A 16465-nucleotide genomic window follows, 5' to 3' on the forward strand; every position below is an offset into this window, starting at 1 on the left:
CAAGGGCAAAGGTGGCGCAGCGCTGCGTGAATTGGTGCAGGGGTTGGACCGGTGGTACAAACAGCTGCGCGACGAGGCGGACACCCACGTCGAAGTGGCCGAAATGATCCTGGACGAGAGCGGCTACACCGGTTTCTGGCAGAACGACAAAACGCCAGAGGCCCCGGGGCGGTTGGAGAACCTCAAGGAACTGGTCAAGGCCCTTGAGAATTTCGAGAACCTTCAAGGGTTCCTCGAACATGTGTCGCTGATTATGGACAATGCGCAGGATGAGGAAGACGACAAGGTCACGATCATGACGCTACATGCGGCCAAGGGGTTGGAGTTTCCGGCGGTGTTTTTGCCCGGCTGGGAGGACGGGTTGTTCCCGTCGCAGCGGTCCATGGATGAAAGCGGTCTTAAGGGTCTCGAAGAGGAACGGCGGCTGGCCTATGTGGGCATCACGCGGGCGGAGCGGCATTGCTGCATCAGCTTTGCGGCCAACCGGCTGGTGTACGGCCAGTGGCAAAGCCAGATGGCGAGCCGGTTTATTGATGAGTTGCCGGAAGAACATGTCGAGGTCCTGACGGCCTCTGGCCTCTATGGTGGCGGCATGGCGGCGGCGGCCAATCCGGCATCGGTGGGCATGGGATCGGACCTGCACCAGAAGGCGGCGGACGCCAATGTCTACAATTCACCCGGCTGGCGCAGGTTGCAGGCGCGCAGCCAGCAGCGCGGCGTATCGCAGCCGCAAGAAAGCCGCAACATGGTGATCGACATGACGGCGTCGTCCTCGTTCACGGTGGGCGACCGCGTGTTTCACCAGAAATTCGGCTATGGCGAGGTGATGGAGATTGAGGGCGACAAGCTGGTGATTGAATTCGACAAGGCCGGTGAAAAGAAGGTGGTGGCGAAATTTGTGGTGGGTGCTGCGCAGGCCAACGATGTGCCGTTTTGAGGCGCGCGTCAGAATTTTAGACCGCCGGTCCAGCCGTCTGGCCACAGGATCGGGTAGAGCGTTGCAACCAACAGTACGGCCATAACCACATTGAATACACGCAGACGTGCAGTCGAAGTAAGAAACCGGCGCATCTGTTGTCCCAATACCGTCCACGACGCCACACAGGGAATGTTGACCGCGCCAAAGACCAACGCAACCAACCCCACTGCCACCATGGACCTTTGCCCGTCCACAGTGGCGTAATTGGTGATTGCATAGACCGCCATGGTCCAGGCCTTCGGGTTGACCCATTGAAAGGCGGCGGCTTGTAGAAAGGTCATGGGCACGCCGCCGGTTTCGGGCGCATCGGGCAGTTTCGGCGCGGCGGTGGCGATTTTCCATGCCAGCCACAGCAGATACAGGACAGACACGATCTTTAGGATGCGATCCGTCACTGGATAGGCATCAAACACCTGCATCAGGCCCAAGCCCACCAGCACGATCATCACCGAAAACCCGATCCCCACGCCCAGCATGTGGGGCAGGGTCCGGATCAGGCCGAAATTGGCACCTGACGCCATCAGCATCGTGTTGTTCGGCCCCGGTGTGATGGAACTGACGAAGGCGAAGGCCACAAGGGCAAGGAAGATGTCATAACTCATGACGCAACCCTATCGCGCAAAGGGCACAATGAAATTGCTTTGTTGCTGCCTTTTCGGGTAATGTCACAATCCATGACCGAGAATGACCCCATCAACGCGCGGATATTGCGTGAATTGCAGGCCGATGGCCGCATGTCGAACCTTGATCTGGCGGACAAGGTGGGCCTCAGCCCCTCGGCCTGTTTGCGGCGCGTGCAGGATCTGGAACGGCGGGGCATCATCACCGGATACCGCGCCCGCCTTGATCCGGCCCAAACGGGGCGGGCCTATGTGGTCTATGTGGCTGTGGGTCTGGCGGAGCATTCCAAGGCGGCGCAAGAGGCGTTCGAGGCGGCGATGGCGCGGTTCGAGGACGTCACCGAATGTCACAATATTGCAGGTGCCTTTGAATATCTGCTGAGGGTCGAGGTCGCGGATTTGGCGGCCTACAAGACCTTTCACACCGACCGGCTTGGCACAGTGGCCCATGTGCGGTCCATTACCAGCTACATGGTCATGGGATCGCCCAAGGACACGCGGGCCTAAATTCCCCCCCACAAACGAAAAGCGCCGGAACCCGGGAGGAGGTGGGTTCCGACGCTTGTCTGTTGCCCCGAGGGAGGACGGGGACTTGGTGTTCCTGGATCAAGTGCGGCGGTGTCAGGGAGGAGGAGAGACACCGCCGCGTCTTGATCACAACGTCCTGGCCCTAGGGAGGAGGTGGGCTTGGACGCTAGTTACGGGGTCCCTAATGGGAGGAGAAAGAACCCCGATCCTGTGAGCCGTTAGCGAATGGATGCTTCCAACGCGATGCGATCAATGTCGCCGGCTGTGATACCGATGTCCGCCAACTCACGACGGGACAAACGGTTCAATTCTTTTTTCGTCTGGGCGTACTTTTCTTTCTGAGCCCGACGAACTGCGGCAGTTTCGCGCCAGTTTGCGATCAGGGCGGTGATGGAAAAGCCACCGGTACGGATATCAGTTACAAACGCCATTTTTGGCCTCTTTCGGTTGCGACCCTTGTCTGCGGGTCTCGGGTTGCGACGCCGTGTTGCGCCTTCGAGATCACATTTAGGCTTTTGCTGCGGTTGCACAATGTTTTCGTTGGCAATGCTGCTATGCAGAAAGCGCATGGTTAATGACTTGAAATGCCTGCCTTTTGTCCAAAGGGTCAAATTGACGCGAGGGAAGTTTAGAGATTGGACACCTGTGTCCCTCTGTTGTCTAAGGATCGGGCGGTTTATGAACGCCGCGACGTATTTGCAGGGAAGTGGACACAATCCATGACACAGACCAATGACAGCATTCAGGCCGCTTTGGGCACAATCGGCCTGCCGGATGGGGGCGATCTGGTGTCGCGTGACATGATCCGCGCCCTGTCTGTGTCCGGTGGGACCGTTCGATTCGTCATCGAAGCCCCCGATGCAGCCACCGCCAGCCGGATGGAGCCTATTCGCCAAGCGGCTGAGGCGATCGTGTCCAAAATGGACGGGGTCGACAGCGTCTCTGTCGTGCTGACGGCCCATGCACCGCAGGGCGGGGCGGCCAAGCAACCGCCGCCGCCTGCGGACAAAACACCGCCGAACCTGACCATCGGTCGCCACCCCACGCCACAAGCAGGGCCAGAGGGCGTGCCGGGTGTGGACCGGATCATCGCCATCGGGTCGGGCAAAGGGGGCGTGGGCAAATCCACCGTATCGTCGAACCTAGCCGTGGCGCTGGCCAAGCAGGGCCGTCGCGTTGGCCTGCTGGATGCGGATATCTACGGGCCAAGCCAGCCGCGCATGATGGGGGTGAACAAACGTCCCGGCTCACCGGATGGCAAAACAATCATTCCGCTCCAGGCCCACGGCGTGACGATGATGTCCATTGGTCTGATGGTCGATCCGGCCAAGGCCGTGGTCTGGCGGGGGCCGATGTTGATGGGTGCGCTGCAACAGATGCTGACGCAGGTCGAATGGGGGGAGCTCGATGTGCTTCTGGTCGATTTGCCGCCCGGCACCGGTGATGTGCAGTTGACGTTGTGCCAGAAAACCCACCTGACCGGCGCGATTGTCGTCAGCACGCCGCAGGATGTGGCTTTGCTGGATGCGCGCAAGGCGCTGGATATGTTCGGGACGCTGAAGACCCCGATCCTTGGTTTGGTTGAGAATATGTCGACATATATCTGTCCCAACTGCGGGCATGAGGCGCATTTGTTCGGCCACGGCGGCGTGGCACAGGAGGCGCAGGACATTGGGGTGCCGTTCCTTGGCCAGTTGCCGATTGATCTGGACACGCGCCTTGCCGGCGACGCAGGCACGCCCATTGCCGCAGGCGACAGCGCCATGGCCGAGGCCTATGCGACGCTGGCCAAGCGTCTGATCGACGGCGGCATGGGATGATCATTCGCCGCGCGACACCGACCGATTGGCCCGCCATCTGGAACATTCTGGAACCCGTGTTCCGCGCAGGCGAAACCTATGCCGTGGCAACAGACATCACCGAGGACGCGGCGCGGGCCAAATGGCTGGACACGCCAGCGGCCTGTTTCGTGGCTGAAAGCGACGGCATTTTGGGCACCTATTATATACGTGCCAATTTTGACGGGCACGCGGATCATATCTGCAACGCAGGATACGTGACCGCGCAGGACGCCGCAGGGCAGGGGGTGGCCACGGCCATGTGCCGCCATTCCCTGACAGCGGCCCGTGATCTGGGCTTTGCCGCGATGCAGTTCAATCTGGTGCTGGCATCCAACACCCGCGCGGTGGCGTTGTGGCACCATCTGGGATTTGTCACTGTGGGCACCTTGCCGGACGCATTCCGCCACCCGACCCATGGGCTGGTGGACGCCCATATCATGCACAAAACTCTGTAACGGGATGTCACGGCACCCATGGGAAACCGTGGGACGGCGGGGGATTTACGAATCAAACCCTTGTGAATCGGCATGATTCTGCCGCGATCAGCAGGGGAATGACCCCGTTCAGGGTCACAAAACGCCCGTTTTGGCCCCCGACAATGGCCCGAAGTTGCGAATTAACGGGAATATCTGGAACTTTTTTCAACTTTCGGCGCTCCACCATATGTTGTGGTCCCGATTGCACAGAACCGCCCCATCTGCTCGAAATCGACCAAAATTCACACAAGATCCAGTGTTGGAAGGTGCCCGAAAACACCATCTAGTACCATGAAGTGCCAAAAAATCCTTGGCGGACCATGAATTCCCGTGCATACAGGATCACAAGAAGACGGGCAGACAACACGGGGCACCAAACGACCCCACCGACCACCCAGGTCAGGTTTCATACAGGCACCCAAGCTTCTTGAACGAAGAGATCCGGCGCGCGAGCGAGCAGACATCCCCCCAGGTGGCGCGCGCAGCTGGACATCCCGGCAACGGGAAGAAGTCGGCGGATCAGGCAGTGGCAGCAGTCTGATCCGCCGTTTTCCGTTTAACGGACCAAATTTCATCGGGGGGCGAACGAGAAGGGGCCGCGGGACAGTGGGTCTGAGTTTCAGAGGCGAATTCCACCAGAAGGTGGACGGCAAGGGACGCATGTCGATCCCGGCTGATTTTCGTGCTGTTCTCTCAGACGGTGATCCGCGTTGCCCTGAAAATCCCCTTCCGCGACTGGTCGTCTTGCATGGCTCCCACCTTGAGGGCTGCCTGCATGTCTACACCATCGAAGCCATGACCGAGATCGAAGAGGGCATCAAAAAGCTGCCCCGCGGGTCTGTGGCACGCAAAAAGGCATCCCGCAAAATCCTTGGCAAATCTTGGGAAACCGAGGTCGACAAAGACGGTCGCATCGTGCTGCCCCAGCGATTGCGCGAACAGATCGGCCTGACGGGGCTGGCGACCATGACCGCCATGGGCGACTATTTCGAGCTTTGGGATGCGGACACCTACGAACGCTTTGAGGCAGAGGAGGACGATGACGACGACATTGATCCGCTTCTCTACCTCGACAGCACGCAGCCACCGGGCGACGACTGACCGATGGGAACCGCTGCCGCCTCTCCCCCCCATATTCCCGTTCTGATCGGGCCGCTGATTGCGGCCTGTTCGCCTGTTCAGGGCACGTGGCTGGATGGGACGTTTGGCGCTGGCGGCTATGCGCACCGCCTGCTTGAGGCGGGCGCAGACCATATTATCGGCGTCGATCGTGATCCGTCGATCTTGCAGATTGCCGGGTGGGCGGTGGACCACCCCCAAGTCACGCTGGTCGAAGATACATTTTCCAACCTTGACGCGGTGGCCACTGATCTGGACGGCGTTGTCCTCGATCTCGGCGTGTCGTCGATGCAGCTTGATCAGGCAGAGCGCGGATTTTCATTCATGAGGGACGGTCCGCTGGACATGCGGATGGGACAGGAGGGGCCAAATGCAGCTGACATTATCAATCACGCGGCGGAAGCCGACATTGCTGACATTCTATTTACGTACGGCGAAGAGCGCGCAAGCCGCCGCATCGCCCGCAAAATCGTGGCCGAGCGCGCCGACAGCCCCATCGAAACTACCCTCCGTCTTGCGAAACTGATCGAAAGTTGCCTGCCGCGTCCCAAGCCGGGCCAGTCGCATCCCGCGACACGCAGCTTTCAGGCGATCCGTATTGCGGTGAACGACGAATACGGGCAGCTGGCCGCAGGGCTTGAGGCCGCCGAACGTGCGCTCAAACCGGGCGGCCATTTGGCGGTGGTGACCTTCCATTCGGTCGAAGACCGCATGGTCAAACGGTTCTTCCAGCAACGCGCGGGCACCACCGGCAACGCCAACCGCTACGCCCCCGCACTGGCCGAAGAAACGCCCGCGTTCAGGATTGTGACCAAAAAGGCCGTGGGCCCCGACGCGGATGAGCTTGAGGCCAACCCCCGCGCGCGGTCGGCGAAACTGCGGGTGGCCACGCGCACAGATGCGCCCGCCGGACCGGTGGACCGGTCAAAACTGGGAATGCCAATGTTGAAGGATAAGCGGTGATGCGGTCACTTCTTTATATCATGTCGGGATTGATGGTGATGGGGCTGGCCTATTGGGCTTATCACGAAAATTACGAAACTCAGGCGTCCTTGCGTGAGGTGCGCGATCTGCACCGTCAGATCGGCGCCTCCCATCAACGCCTGAACGTGCTTGAGGCCGAATGGGCCTACCTCAACCGTCCTGATCGTCTGCGTGATCTGGCGGAGTTGAACTTTGACCGGCTGCGTCTGTTGCCCTTGATGCCCGATGGTTTTGGCCGGATCGACCAGATCGCCTATCCGGGCGGCATCGTGTTTGACCTGACCAATTCGGTTGAGGTGTCCTCCGACAATGCACCTGAGGCCTCCCAATGATCCGCACACCCCTTCGCCCGCTGGCCCGTATCCTCAAAGCCCGCGAACAGGGTCAGAACCCCGACGCGATTGAGGCTGAGAACAAACGCATCCGTCACGAAGACGACCGCGACCGCGCGCGCCTGCAGGCGGAATCGCGGCTGCTGGTCATGGGGGTCGCGTTTTTCTGCGCCTTTTTGGTGGTCGGTGCGCGGATGGGCATGTTGGCGGGATCTGTTCCGCAAGAACCCACAGCACAGGCCACAGGGTCGCCCATCATCGGGCAACGCGCTGATATCGTGGACAGAAATGGCCGCGTTCTTGCGACAAACCTTGATACGCATAGCCTTTATGCGCAAATCCCCGATATGATCGACCCGCCCAAAGCGGCGCGCGAACTGGCGGCGATTTTCCCTGAGCTGGACGAAGAAGAATTGCTGGCCGATTTCACCGGCAGCCGCCGTTTTCTGTGGATCAGACGTGAGATTTCGCCCGAACAGATGCAGGCCGTCCACGACATTGGCGACCCCGGTTTGCTGTTTGGCCCCCGTGAAATGCGGCTTTATCCCAACGGGTCTGTCGCGGCCCACATCCTTGGCGGCGCAAGCTACGGACGTGAAGGCGTGCATTCGGCGGAAGTCATCGGCGTGGCAGGTGTCGAAAAGCATTTCGACGATTTTCTGCGCGATCCGGCCAACGAAGGCGCGCCACTGGAATTGTCGCTTGATTTGACAGTGCAGGCCGCATCCGAGCGTGTTTTGCATGGTGGCATGATGTTGATGCAGGCCAAGGGCGCGTCGTCCGTGCTGATGGATGTGCACACGGGCGAAATCATCTCAATGGTGTCCTTGCCCGATTTTGACCCCAACGACCGTCCCCGCGTGTTGACGGCTGAGGACAACGCGACGGATCAATCCGACAGCCCGCTGTTCAACCGCGCCGTACAGGGCGTGTATGAATTGGGATCGGTGTTCAAAATCTTCACTGTGGCGCAGGCGATTGAACTGGGCTTGATCAACGCAGGCACGATGATCGACACCTCCGGACCGCTGCAATGGGGCCGGTTCCGCATCCGCGATTTTCACAACTACGGGCCGGAACTGACCGCCGAAGACGTGATCGTGAAGTCGTCGAACATCGGCACCGCACGGGTGGCGATGATGATTGGTGGCGAACGTCAGCGTGATTTCCTCGGCCAGTTGGGGCTGTTGGAAGAAACAGAGGTCGAGATGGTCGAGGCCGCGACAGGCGATCCCTTGTTGCCGCCCAACTGGTCGGAAATTTCAACGATGACAATCTCTTACGGACATGGGCTGTCATCCTCGCCGGTGCATTTGGCGGCGGCCTATTCCAGCCTGCTGAATGGCGGCACGCGGGTTTTGCCCACGCTGATCCGCCAGGATGGCCCACAGAACGGACCGCGGATTGTGTCTGAACGGGTGTCTGCCACGGCGCGCGATATGTTGCGCGCTGTGGTGTCGCGCGGCACGGCATCCTTTGGCGATGTTGAGGGCTATGAGGTCGGCGGCAAAACCGGCACCGCCGACAAACCGCGCCCCACAGGCGGCTATTACGACGACCGCACCATCGCGACCTTCGCATCAGTCTTTCCGGCGGATGACCCGCGTTATGTTCTGATCGTGACGCTGGATGAACCCACGGTTGAGGCATTGGGCGAACAGCGCCGCACCGCCGGTTGGACAGCCGTGCCGGTGGCCGCTGAAATGATCCGCCGCGTGGCGCCGTTGTTGGGCATGCGACCGGACGTTGAAACCATCACGCCAACGGGTGTAACACTGACTTCGAATTAAGGAGTCAGGCATGAGCAGCGACGCGGATCACCACACATCGACCCTCGCGGCTTTGGGTCTGACAGCGCAGGGCGGCAAGAACCCGACGATCACGGGGTTGAGTGTGGACAGCCGCACCGTGACCGATGGCACCTTGTTTTTCGCTCTGCCCGGAAGCGCGGTACATGGCGGTGAATTCATTCAATACGCCTTGCGCATGGGGGCCGCCGCGATCCTGACGGACGCCAAAGGCGCGCAGATCGCGGCCAAGGAACTGGCCGCCAGCGATGCCGCCCTGATCGTGGCCGAAGACCCGCGCGGGGCGCTGGCGCAGACGGCGTCCCTGTGGTTCGGGGCGCATCCTGAAACGGTGATTGCGGTGACGGGCACCAACGGGAAGACCTCCGTGTCGACCTTCGCGCGCCAGATCTGGGTCGAGATTGAACAATCTGCCGTCAATCTGGGCACCACCGGCGTCGAAGGCGTCTGGACCCATCCGCTCAAACACACCACGCCCGAACCCATCACGCTGCACCGCACCTTGGCCGCCGCGAAGGCGCAGGGCGTGACCCACGTGGCGATGGAGGCCTCGTCCCACGGGTTGGACCAGCGCCGGTTGGACGGGGTGGTGCTGTCTGCCGCGGGCTTCAGCAATTTCACGCAAGACCATCTGGATTATCACCACACGTTTGAGGCCTATTTTGACGCCAAAATGGGCCTGTTCACGCGGCTGCTGCCCGACGATGGCGTAGCGGTGATCAACATCGACGACCCAAAGGGGCCGGAGGTGGTGGAAATCGCGGAACGCCGTGGTGTCGAAGTCATCACCGTCGGTCGCCACCCGGACGCGCGCCTGCATCTGAATGCCCAACGTTTTGATGCCACGGGCCAGCAGATCCTCTTTGACTGGCAACGGGGGCGGTTTTCCGCGCGCCTGAACCTGATCGGCGGGTTTCAGGCCGACAACGTGTTGCTGGCCGCAGGGCTGTGCATCGCATCCGGGTCCGACCCCGAAGAGGTGTTTGACACGCTGCCCTATCTGACCACCGTGCGGGGCCGGATGGAACATGCCGCCACGCGCAAAAACGGCGGGTCGGTCTTTGTGGATTACGCGCATACGCCCGATGCGGTGGCCACGGCTTTGCAGGCCATGCGCCCCCATGTGATGGGCAAACTCATTGCCATTGTCGGGGCAGGGGGCGACCGCGATGCGGGCAAACGGCCCCTGATGGGGGCCGCTGCGGCAGAACATGCCGATGTGGTCTTTGTCACCGACGACAACCCAAGATCCGAGGATCCGGCGACAATCCGCGCCGCCGTCATGGCCGGCGCGCCCGAGGCCACCGAAGTGGCCGACCGGGCCGAGGCGATCCTGCGCGGCGTTGATGCCCTTGGCCCCGGTGATGCGCTGCTGATTGCAGGCAAGGGACATGAAACCGGCCAGATCATTGGCGACGATGTGCTGCCCTTTGACGATGTGGAACAGGCCAGCGTGGCCGTGTCGGCTCTGGACGGAGACATCATATGACCCTCTGGACAGCCGAAGACGCCGCCGCCGCCACAGGGGGTGAGGCCACGACCGGTTGGGCGGCCACAGGCGTCAGCATCGACACACGCACCATTCAGCCGGGCGATTTGTTTGTGGCGTTGAAAGCCGCGCGCGATGGCCATGACTTTGTGAAAATGGCGCTGGACAAGGGGGCTGCGGCGGCGCTGGTGACCCACCGGCCTGATGATGTGGCCGAGGACGCGCCGCTGTTGATTGTGCCCGATGTTCTGGCAGGGCTTGAAGCGATGGGCCGCGCGGCCCGCGACCGGACCGACGCCCGCGTTCTGGCCATCACCGGCAGCGTGGGCAAAACATCCGCCAAGGAAATGGCACGCGAGGTGTTGTCGCGCCAAGGCAGGACCCACGCGGCAGAGGCGTCCTACAACAACCACTGGGGTGTGCCGTTGACCCTTGCACGGATGCCCGCCGACACGGAATTTGCCGTGATCGAGATTGGCATGTCCAACCCCGGCGAGATTGCCCCGCTGTCCCATATGGCCCGCCCGCATGTGGCTATGATTACGACCGTCGCCGCCGCCCATCTGGAGGCGTTTGACGATATCACCGGCATCGCCATCGAAAAGGCGTCCATTTTCAAGGGGCTGGAACCGGACGGCATTTGCATCTTCAACACCGATATCGACGCGGCGTCCCTTGCAAAGGTGAACGAAGCCGCAAGGGGTACGCCGACGTTGCGCGTGGGCACCGACCCCGAAAACCCCTTCCACCTTGAGGATGTGCAGCTTTCCGAGGGCAGAACGCTCGCCCGCGCGCAGGTCCGTGACCTTGGCCCGCTGATGTTCAAACTGAACACCGCCGGTCGCCATTTTGCGGCCAATGGTCTGGCCATTCTGGCGGCCACACAAGCCCTGGGTGCCGATCCGGTTCAGGCCGCCCTTGATCTGGGCCACTGGCAGCCGCCTGCGGGGCGTGGCACCCTCGAACATGTGTCAACGGATCCCGCGCGCGAAGAAACGGTGGCGTTGCTGGATGATGCGTTCAATGCCAATCCCACGTCGATGACCGCCGCGTTGGAGGTTCTGGCCTCCTACATGCCGACCGACAATGTGGGGCACGTGGTTAAAGGCCGCCGCGTGGCGATTTTGGGCGATATGCTGGAACTGGGCGCGGATGAGATGCAGATGCACGCGGCCATCGCCAGCGATCCGCATATGGCGGACATCCATCTGGTTCACTGCGCAGGTCCGCGCATGAAGGCGCTTTATGATGCGCTGCCCGAAGACAGGCGTGGTCAATGGCATGACACAGCCACGGCACTGGCCGCCCAAACGACCCGTTTGATTGACGCGGGCGATGTGGTGCTGGTCAAGGGGTCCAAAGGGTCGAAAGTCAGCCTTGTCGTTGACGCCATCCGCAAACTGGGGCATCCCGACAGCTAGGTCGGACCCGCGAAAGCGGCCTGAATGTAGTGATAAGACCACAAGGAACAGGCACATGTTGTATTGGCTTACGGCGCTTAGCGATGGCGGCGATTTCTTTAACCTCTTTCGCTACATCACGTTTCGCGCCGGCGGATCGTTTCTGACAGCGCTGATTTTCGGCTTTCTGTTTGGTCCGACCCTGATCCGTGTGCTGCGGGCCAAACAGGGCAAAGGCCAGCCCATCCGCGACGATGGCCCCGAAAGCCATATGGCCAAGGCGGGGACGCCAACCATGGGGGGGCTGTTGATTGTGGGCGCGTTGCTGACATCGACGCTGCTCTGGGCGCGGCTGGACAACCCGTTCATCTGGATGGTGCTGTTTGTAACGCTATCCTTCGCGTTGATCGGGTTTGCCGATGACTACGCCAAGGTGTCCAAACAGACGACCGCCGGTGTCAGCGGCCGTGTGCGCCTGTTGATCGGGTTCGGCATCGCCGGTGCGGCGGCGTTCTGGGCTGCGCAATATCACCCCGAAGACCTGACCTACCAACTGGCCCTGCCTGTCTTCAAGGACACGTTGCTGAACCTTGGTATCCTGTTTGTCCCCTTCGCCATGATCGTGATCGTGGGTGCGGCCAATGCCGTGAACATGACCGACGGTCTGGACGGTCTGGCGATCATGCCGGTGATGATCGCAGCAGGCACCTTTGGCGTGATCGCCTACTTCGTGGGGCGCGTGGATTTCACGACCGAACTGGGCTTGCATTATGTCCCCGGCACCGGTGAACTAGCGATCTTCGCAGCCGGTCTGATCGGCGGGGGCCTTGGGTTTTTGTGGTACAATGCCCCGCCTGCGGCCGTGTTTATGGGCGACACCGGCAGCCTCGCCCTGGGCGGCGCTTTGGGGGCCATCGCGGTGGCCACAAAACACGAAATCGTGCTGGCGATTGTCGGGGGTGTCTTTGTGGTCGAAGCCCTGTCTGTGATCATTCAGGTCCTCTATTTCAAACGCACGGGCAAACGTGTGTTTCTGATGGCGCCGATCCATCACCATTATGAAAAAAAGGGCTGGGCCGAACCGCAGATCGTCATCCGGTTCTGGATCATTTCGCTGATCCTTGCCGTGATCGGTCTGGCCACGCTCAAAGTGCGTTAAGCAAGGGGCAAGACCATGATTCCAGTGCAGGGTGTTACCGGCAAAATCATCGCCGTTCTGGGGCTGGGGCGGTCCGGCCTTGCGACAGTTGCAGCCTTGCAAGCAGGCGGCGCGCAGGTTGTTGTCTGGGATGACAGCCCGACGGCCGACGTTAAAGCCAATGATGCGGGCGCGGACCTGCGCGATCTGACAAAGCAGGGCGCATTTGACGGCATTGATGCGCTGATCACCTCGCCCGGGATTCCGCATCTTTACCCCGAACCCCATCCCGCCATCGCCAACGCCATGGCTGTGGGCGTGCCCGTGGACAACGACATCGGCCTGTTTTTTCGCAGCTTTGCGACCGCCGAGTGGGACAATTTCGACACGATGCCCAAGGTCATCGCGGTCACGGGCAGCAATGGCAAATCCACCACCTCCGCGCTGATCCACCACATTCTGGAAGAGGCGGGCCGCCCCACCCAGCTGGCCGGCAACATCGGGCGCGGCGTTCTGGACATCGACGAGGCGCATGACGGCGAAGTGGTCGTTCTGGAACTCAGCAGCTATCAAACCGAACTGGCCCGCGCGCTGACCCCCGATGTGGCGGTCTTCACCAATATCAGCCCCGATCATCTGGATCGCCACGCAGGTTTCGGCGGCTATGTGGCGGCCAAACGGCGGCTGTTTTCCGAAGGCGGGCCGGACCGTGCCGTAATCGGTGTGGATGAACCCGAAGGCCGCTACATTGCCAATCAACTGACCGAAGGCCCCACCGATGACCGCGTCTTGCGCATCTCATCGGGGCAAAAGCTGGATCGCGCCGCGTGGTCGGTCTTTGCGCGCAAAGGGTTCTTGAGCGAATACCGCAAGGGGCGGCAGGTGGCGTCAGTGGATTTGCGCGACATGCCCGGTTTGCCAGGGGCGCATAACCATCAGAACGCCTGTGCCGCCTTTGCGGCCTGTCGCGCCCTCGGCATCGGTCCGCGCGTCATCGAAGCGGCCTTTCACAGCTTCAAGGGGTTGCCCCACCGCAGCCAGTTGATCGCGGAAAAAGACGGCGTGAAATACGTCAACGACAGCAAAGCCACCAACGTCGACAGTGCGGCCAAAGCGCTGGCGGCCTTCAAAAACATTCGCTGGATTTGTGGCGGGCTTGAAAAGGAGGGCGGGCTTGCGGCGCTTCTGCCCGCTCCAAATGTGACCAAAGCCTATGTCATCGGGCGTGAGGCTGCGGGTTTTGCCATGCAACTGAAGGGGCTTGAGGTTGAGGTCTGCGGCGACATGGCCACCGCCGTCGCCAAAGCCGCCGCCGATGCGCAGCCCGGCGACACTGTCCTGCTGGCCCCCGCCGCCGCGTCCTTTGATCAATACGACAGCTTTGAAAAGCGCGGGGAAGACTTCATCGCCCGCGTCCAGGCGCTCTAGGGCCTGTGGACATTCATATTCCGCCCCCCGCGCGAGACGCATTTTGCTGCTGGCTCTCTGATTTGAGGGCAGCACTGTGATCATTGGAAGCGAAAATCTGAGATGGCAGAGGCAAAATGCGCCGCGCCCCGAAGGGGTTTCGCCAAAATTGCCCATTTCTGCGTTAAGAGAGCTTGAAATAGCCGGCTATTCCTGCGCTCTCCTGCCTTGAACTGAGCAATTTTTGTCTGAAACGGGGTGTGGACTATGAATGCCCACAGGCCCTGACCCTGTTTCGTTTTGCCAAAAATACTCAAAATCTGACGTCAGCCAAGCCGCGCGGCAATCGCGGTTCCTGCGGCATAGCCCGATGACCACGCCCACTGGAAATTGTAGCCGCCCAGCCAGCCGGTCACATCCACGGCTTCGCCAATGAAATAAAGACCCGGCACGGCCTTGGCCTCCATGGTTTTGGACGACAGACCGTCCGTATCAACCCCACCCAACGTGACCTCCGCCGTGCGGTATCCTTCCGTGCCGGACGGTTTTAACGACCAGTTTGCCAAAACCTCACATATCGCGTCTATGCGCCCGTCCGAGATGTCGCCCACATTGCCGGTCAAATCCATTTCGCCGCTGAGGTAGTCCACCAGACGGGGTGGCAGGTGGGCGCCAAGCGCCGTGGTGAGGGCCTTCCGGCCCTGATCGCGGCGCTGGTCTTTCAACAAGGGGGCAAGGTCAAGGTCGGGTGCGACGGCCACGGTCACGTCCTCACCGTCGTGCCAGTAACTTGACGCTTGCAGGATGGCGGGGCCGGACAGGCCGCGGTGCGTGAACAACATCGCCTCGTCAAAAGATGTCCCGTCTTGTGTCGTCACCCGGGCGGGCGTTGCCGTACCCGCCAGCGGTTTGAATTTCTCGTCCGAAAAGGTGAACGGCACAAGGGCAGGGCGGGTGTCGGTGACGGCCAGCCCGAACTGCGTCGCGATCTGGTAGGCCAGCCCTGTCGCGCCCATTTTGGGAATGGATTTGCCCCCCGTCGCCACGACCAGGGCGCGCGCCTGAACCGTGCCGACCTTGCCGTCGCGGCTGAGGCGGACATGGAAAAGATCACCGTCGTGGCTGACCTCCTCGACCGCCGTATTCAGCCATAGCCGGGCCTGGGCGGCCTCCATCTCGGACCGGAGCATGGCAATGATGTCTTTGGCGCTGGTGTCACAGAAAAGTTGGCCCAGCGTTTTTTCATGCCACGGGATGCGATGGCGGTCCACGAGGTCGATAAAATCCCACTGGCTGTAGCGGGCGAGCGCGGATTTCGCGAAATGGGGGTTCCGGCTGATGAAATTTGCAGCCGTCGTCCCAAGGTTGGTAAAGTTGCAGCGCCCCCCGCCTGAGATGCGGATTTTCTCACCCGGCGCTTTGGCGTGATCAATGACGAGCGTCTTGGGGCCTGCGAAGGCCGCAGCCTGTAATCCGGCGGCCCCCGCGCCGAGGATGAGTGTGTTGACCTGCATCCTGTCGAGGTGCATGAGAATGTCGCAATGTGCAAGTGCGGCCATGCCGCAGTCAACTTAACCGGTGACCCCCGTCAGAGAAAGGGACAGCAAAGGTGTCAAATCCCGCAGCCACTCAGGGTGCGATGTCGCACCGTCCGGTTGTCATCACGGGCCCGCCGCGTGTCGGGAAATCCATCGCTGCCGATCGTGTTGCCCGTGCATTGGGATTTATCGTCATGGCGGCTGATGAGCTTCGTCTGTCGTTCTGGGGGCTGGCTGATCGGGACGAACGGCAGGCCAAACGCCGATCTGTTTATGACGACGCGATTTACGGGTCTGATGGCAGGGTCGTGGTGGAGGGCTGGGATTTGATGCTTCATGATATGCTGGAAAAATCCCTGCGGTTCGAACTGGGCGCGTTTGACGGCGGCCGCGTGGATTTGCGTCATGCCGTTGATCTGCGGACACGGTTCGGCGCGCGTGTCTTTGCTTTCGGGGCCGCTTTGGATGATGCGGGCACCCGCATTGCGGCCATGCGGCGACATGCGCAAAGCGGCTATTCGTGGATCGCCGGTCTGTCCGACGCAGAGATTTTGCCCATCGCCGAACAGTCGCGCACCATGAGCCTGTCCCTGCGGGACGCCGCACGAACAGCGGATGTGCCCTATTTCGAATGCCGGTCGGCCAGCTTTGAAAACGACATGGACCGCGCCGTCGCGGCCATTCTGGCAACTGCCTGACAAACCGCCGTCAACGACCGCCATTGTCTGACACGTTTGCAGTCTTCGTTTTTTCTGGAAAACGAAGGGGGAAGGGGCTACTGTTCTATTCAGACCCGGCAAACGGGC

Annotated in this window: 16 protein-coding genes; 13 read left to right on the top strand and 3 right to left on the bottom strand. The window is 61.1% G+C overall.

Annotated features, from left to right (window positions below; translation table 11 throughout):
- A partial coding sequence (locus QZ653_RS01140; RefSeq protein WP_296417126.1) for a 3'-5' exonuclease occupies positions 1 to 937 on the top strand: 937 nt, incomplete at its 5' end.
- 8 nt (positions 938 to 945) lie between these two features.
- On the opposite strand, the gene QZ653_RS01145 is transcribed toward QZ653_RS01140, so the two are convergent.
- Positions 946 to 1581, bottom strand: a complete 636-nt coding sequence (locus tag QZ653_RS01145; RefSeq protein WP_296417127.1) for a LysE family translocator — start codon at positions 1579 to 1581, stop codon at positions 946 to 948.
- A gap of 72 nt (positions 1582 to 1653) precedes the next feature.
- Between QZ653_RS01145 and QZ653_RS01150 the strand changes: the two genes are divergently transcribed.
- Positions 1654 to 2106: an Lrp/AsnC family transcriptional regulator gene (locus tag QZ653_RS01150; RefSeq protein ID WP_296417128.1), complete on the top strand. Its 453-nt coding sequence runs from the start codon at positions 1654 to 1656 to the stop codon at positions 2104 to 2106.
- Positions 2107 to 2345: 239 nt separating this feature from the next.
- Here the strand turns inward: QZ653_RS01150 and QZ653_RS01155 are convergent, their stop codons facing one another.
- Positions 2346 to 2696: a DUF1127 domain-containing protein gene (locus QZ653_RS01155; RefSeq protein ID WP_296417129.1), complete on the bottom strand. Its 351-nt coding sequence runs from the start codon at positions 2694 to 2696 to the stop codon at positions 2346 to 2348.
- A gap of 150 nt (positions 2697 to 2846) precedes the next feature.
- On the opposite strand from QZ653_RS01155, the gene QZ653_RS01160 reads away from it, so the two are divergent.
- From QZ653_RS01160 to murD, 10 genes are all read left to right on the top strand, one after another.
- Positions 2847 to 3947 (top strand): Mrp/NBP35 family ATP-binding protein, encoded by a 1101-nt coding sequence (locus tag QZ653_RS01160; protein WP_296417130.1) that lies wholly within the window; start codon positions 2847 to 2849, stop codon positions 3945 to 3947.
- Entirely contained in the window at positions 3944 to 4423 is a 480-nt protein-coding gene (locus tag QZ653_RS01165; RefSeq protein WP_296417131.1) for a GNAT family N-acetyltransferase, read from the top strand. The genes QZ653_RS01160 and QZ653_RS01165 overlap by 4 nt, the downstream gene beginning before the upstream one ends.
- 627 nt (positions 4424 to 5050) lie before the next feature.
- Positions 5051 to 5545, top strand: coding sequence for a division/cell wall cluster transcriptional repressor MraZ (locus tag QZ653_RS01170; protein ID WP_296417132.1), 495 nt, complete (start codon positions 5051 to 5053; stop codon positions 5543 to 5545).
- Between the two features lie 3 nt (positions 5546 to 5548).
- On the top strand, positions 5549 to 6526 hold the full coding sequence (rsmH, locus tag QZ653_RS01175; protein ID WP_296417133.1) for a 16S rRNA (cytosine(1402)-N(4))-methyltransferase RsmH: 978 nt from the start codon (positions 5549 to 5551) through the stop codon (positions 6524 to 6526).
- Entirely contained in the window at positions 6526 to 6879 is a 354-nt protein-coding gene (locus QZ653_RS01180) for a cell division protein FtsL (protein ID WP_296417134.1), read from the top strand. The genes rsmH and QZ653_RS01180 overlap by 1 nt, the downstream gene beginning before the upstream one ends.
- A complete protein-coding gene (locus QZ653_RS01185; RefSeq protein ID WP_296417135.1) occupies positions 6876 to 8669 on the top strand; it encodes a peptidoglycan D,D-transpeptidase FtsI family protein in 1794 nt (597 codons plus the stop codon). Before QZ653_RS01180 ends, QZ653_RS01185 begins: the two co-directional genes overlap by 4 nt.
- A gap of 10 nt (positions 8670 to 8679) precedes the next feature.
- The gene (locus QZ653_RS01190) at positions 8680 to 10176 is read left to right on the top strand and encodes a UDP-N-acetylmuramoyl-L-alanyl-D-glutamate--2,6-diaminopimelate ligase (protein WP_296417136.1); all 1497 of its coding nucleotides are present in this window, start codon (positions 8680 to 8682) and stop codon (positions 10174 to 10176) included.
- Positions 10173 to 11597: a UDP-N-acetylmuramoyl-tripeptide--D-alanyl-D-alanine ligase gene (locus QZ653_RS01195; RefSeq protein WP_296417137.1), complete on the top strand. Its 1425-nt coding sequence runs from the start codon at positions 10173 to 10175 to the stop codon at positions 11595 to 11597. The genes QZ653_RS01190 and QZ653_RS01195 overlap by 4 nt, the downstream gene beginning before the upstream one ends.
- 55 nt (positions 11598 to 11652) lie before the next feature.
- Complete coding sequence (gene mraY, locus QZ653_RS01200; RefSeq protein WP_296417138.1) at positions 11653 to 12735, top strand: phospho-N-acetylmuramoyl-pentapeptide-transferase; 1083 nt, start codon at positions 11653 to 11655, stop codon at positions 12733 to 12735.
- A 15-nt stretch (positions 12736 to 12750) separates the two neighbouring features.
- Complete coding sequence (gene murD / locus QZ653_RS01205) at positions 12751 to 14142, top strand: UDP-N-acetylmuramoyl-L-alanine--D-glutamate ligase (RefSeq protein ID WP_296417139.1); 1392 nt, start codon at positions 12751 to 12753, stop codon at positions 14140 to 14142.
- A 305-nt stretch (positions 14143 to 14447) separates the two neighbouring features.
- Here murD and QZ653_RS01210 read toward each other — a convergent pair whose 3' ends face one another.
- Positions 14448 to 15635: an NAD(P)/FAD-dependent oxidoreductase gene (locus QZ653_RS01210; protein ID WP_296417140.1), complete on the bottom strand. Its 1188-nt coding sequence runs from the start codon at positions 15633 to 15635 to the stop codon at positions 14448 to 14450.
- A 95-nt stretch (positions 15636 to 15730) separates the two neighbouring features.
- Between QZ653_RS01210 and QZ653_RS01215 the strand changes: the two genes are divergently transcribed.
- Positions 15731 to 16357 (top strand): hypothetical protein, encoded by a 627-nt coding sequence (locus QZ653_RS01215; protein ID WP_296417141.1) that lies wholly within the window; start codon positions 15731 to 15733, stop codon positions 16355 to 16357.
- Positions 16358 to 16465 lie beyond the last annotated feature (108 nt).

This window comes from Pseudooctadecabacter sp. (assembly GCF_020627745.1).
GTDB lineage: Bacteria > Pseudomonadota > Alphaproteobacteria > Rhodobacterales > Rhodobacteraceae > Octadecabacter.

What these genes read in the sequence shown, in the direction of transcription:
- QZ653_RS01145 (WP_296417127.1), bottom strand. Translation starts at nt 1,581, where the DNA reads ATGAGTTATGACATCTTCCTTGCCCTTGTGGCCTTCGCCTTCGTCAGT.
- QZ653_RS01150 (WP_296417128.1), top strand. Translation starts at nt 1,654, where the DNA reads ATGACCGAGAATGACCCCATCAACGCGCGGATATTGCGTGAATTGCAG.
- QZ653_RS01155 (WP_296417129.1), bottom strand. Translation starts at nt 2,696, where the DNA reads ATGCGCTTTCTGCATAGCAGCATTGCCAACGAAAACATTGTGCAACCG.
- QZ653_RS01160 (WP_296417130.1), top strand. Translation starts at nt 2,847, where the DNA reads ATGACACAGACCAATGACAGCATTCAGGCCGCTTTGGGCACAATCGGC.
- QZ653_RS01165 (WP_296417131.1), top strand. Translation starts at nt 3,944, where the DNA reads ATGATCATTCGCCGCGCGACACCGACCGATTGGCCCGCCATCTGGAAC.
- rsmH (WP_296417133.1), top strand. Translation starts at nt 5,549, where the DNA reads ATGGGAACCGCTGCCGCCTCTCCCCCCCATATTCCCGTTCTGATCGGG.
- QZ653_RS01180 (WP_296417134.1), top strand. Translation starts at nt 6,526, where the DNA reads ATGCGGTCACTTCTTTATATCATGTCGGGATTGATGGTGATGGGGCTG.
- QZ653_RS01185 (WP_296417135.1), top strand. Translation starts at nt 6,876, where the DNA reads ATGATCCGCACACCCCTTCGCCCGCTGGCCCGTATCCTCAAAGCCCGC.
- QZ653_RS01190 (WP_296417136.1), top strand. Translation starts at nt 8,680, where the DNA reads ATGAGCAGCGACGCGGATCACCACACATCGACCCTCGCGGCTTTGGGT.
- QZ653_RS01195 (WP_296417137.1), top strand. Translation starts at nt 10,173, where the DNA reads ATGACCCTCTGGACAGCCGAAGACGCCGCCGCCGCCACAGGGGGTGAG.
- mraY (WP_296417138.1), top strand. Translation starts at nt 11,653, where the DNA reads ATGTTGTATTGGCTTACGGCGCTTAGCGATGGCGGCGATTTCTTTAAC.
- murD (WP_296417139.1), top strand. Translation starts at nt 12,751, where the DNA reads ATGATTCCAGTGCAGGGTGTTACCGGCAAAATCATCGCCGTTCTGGGG.
- QZ653_RS01210 (WP_296417140.1), bottom strand. Translation starts at nt 15,635, where the DNA reads ATGCAGGTCAACACACTCATCCTCGGCGCGGGGGCCGCCGGATTACAG.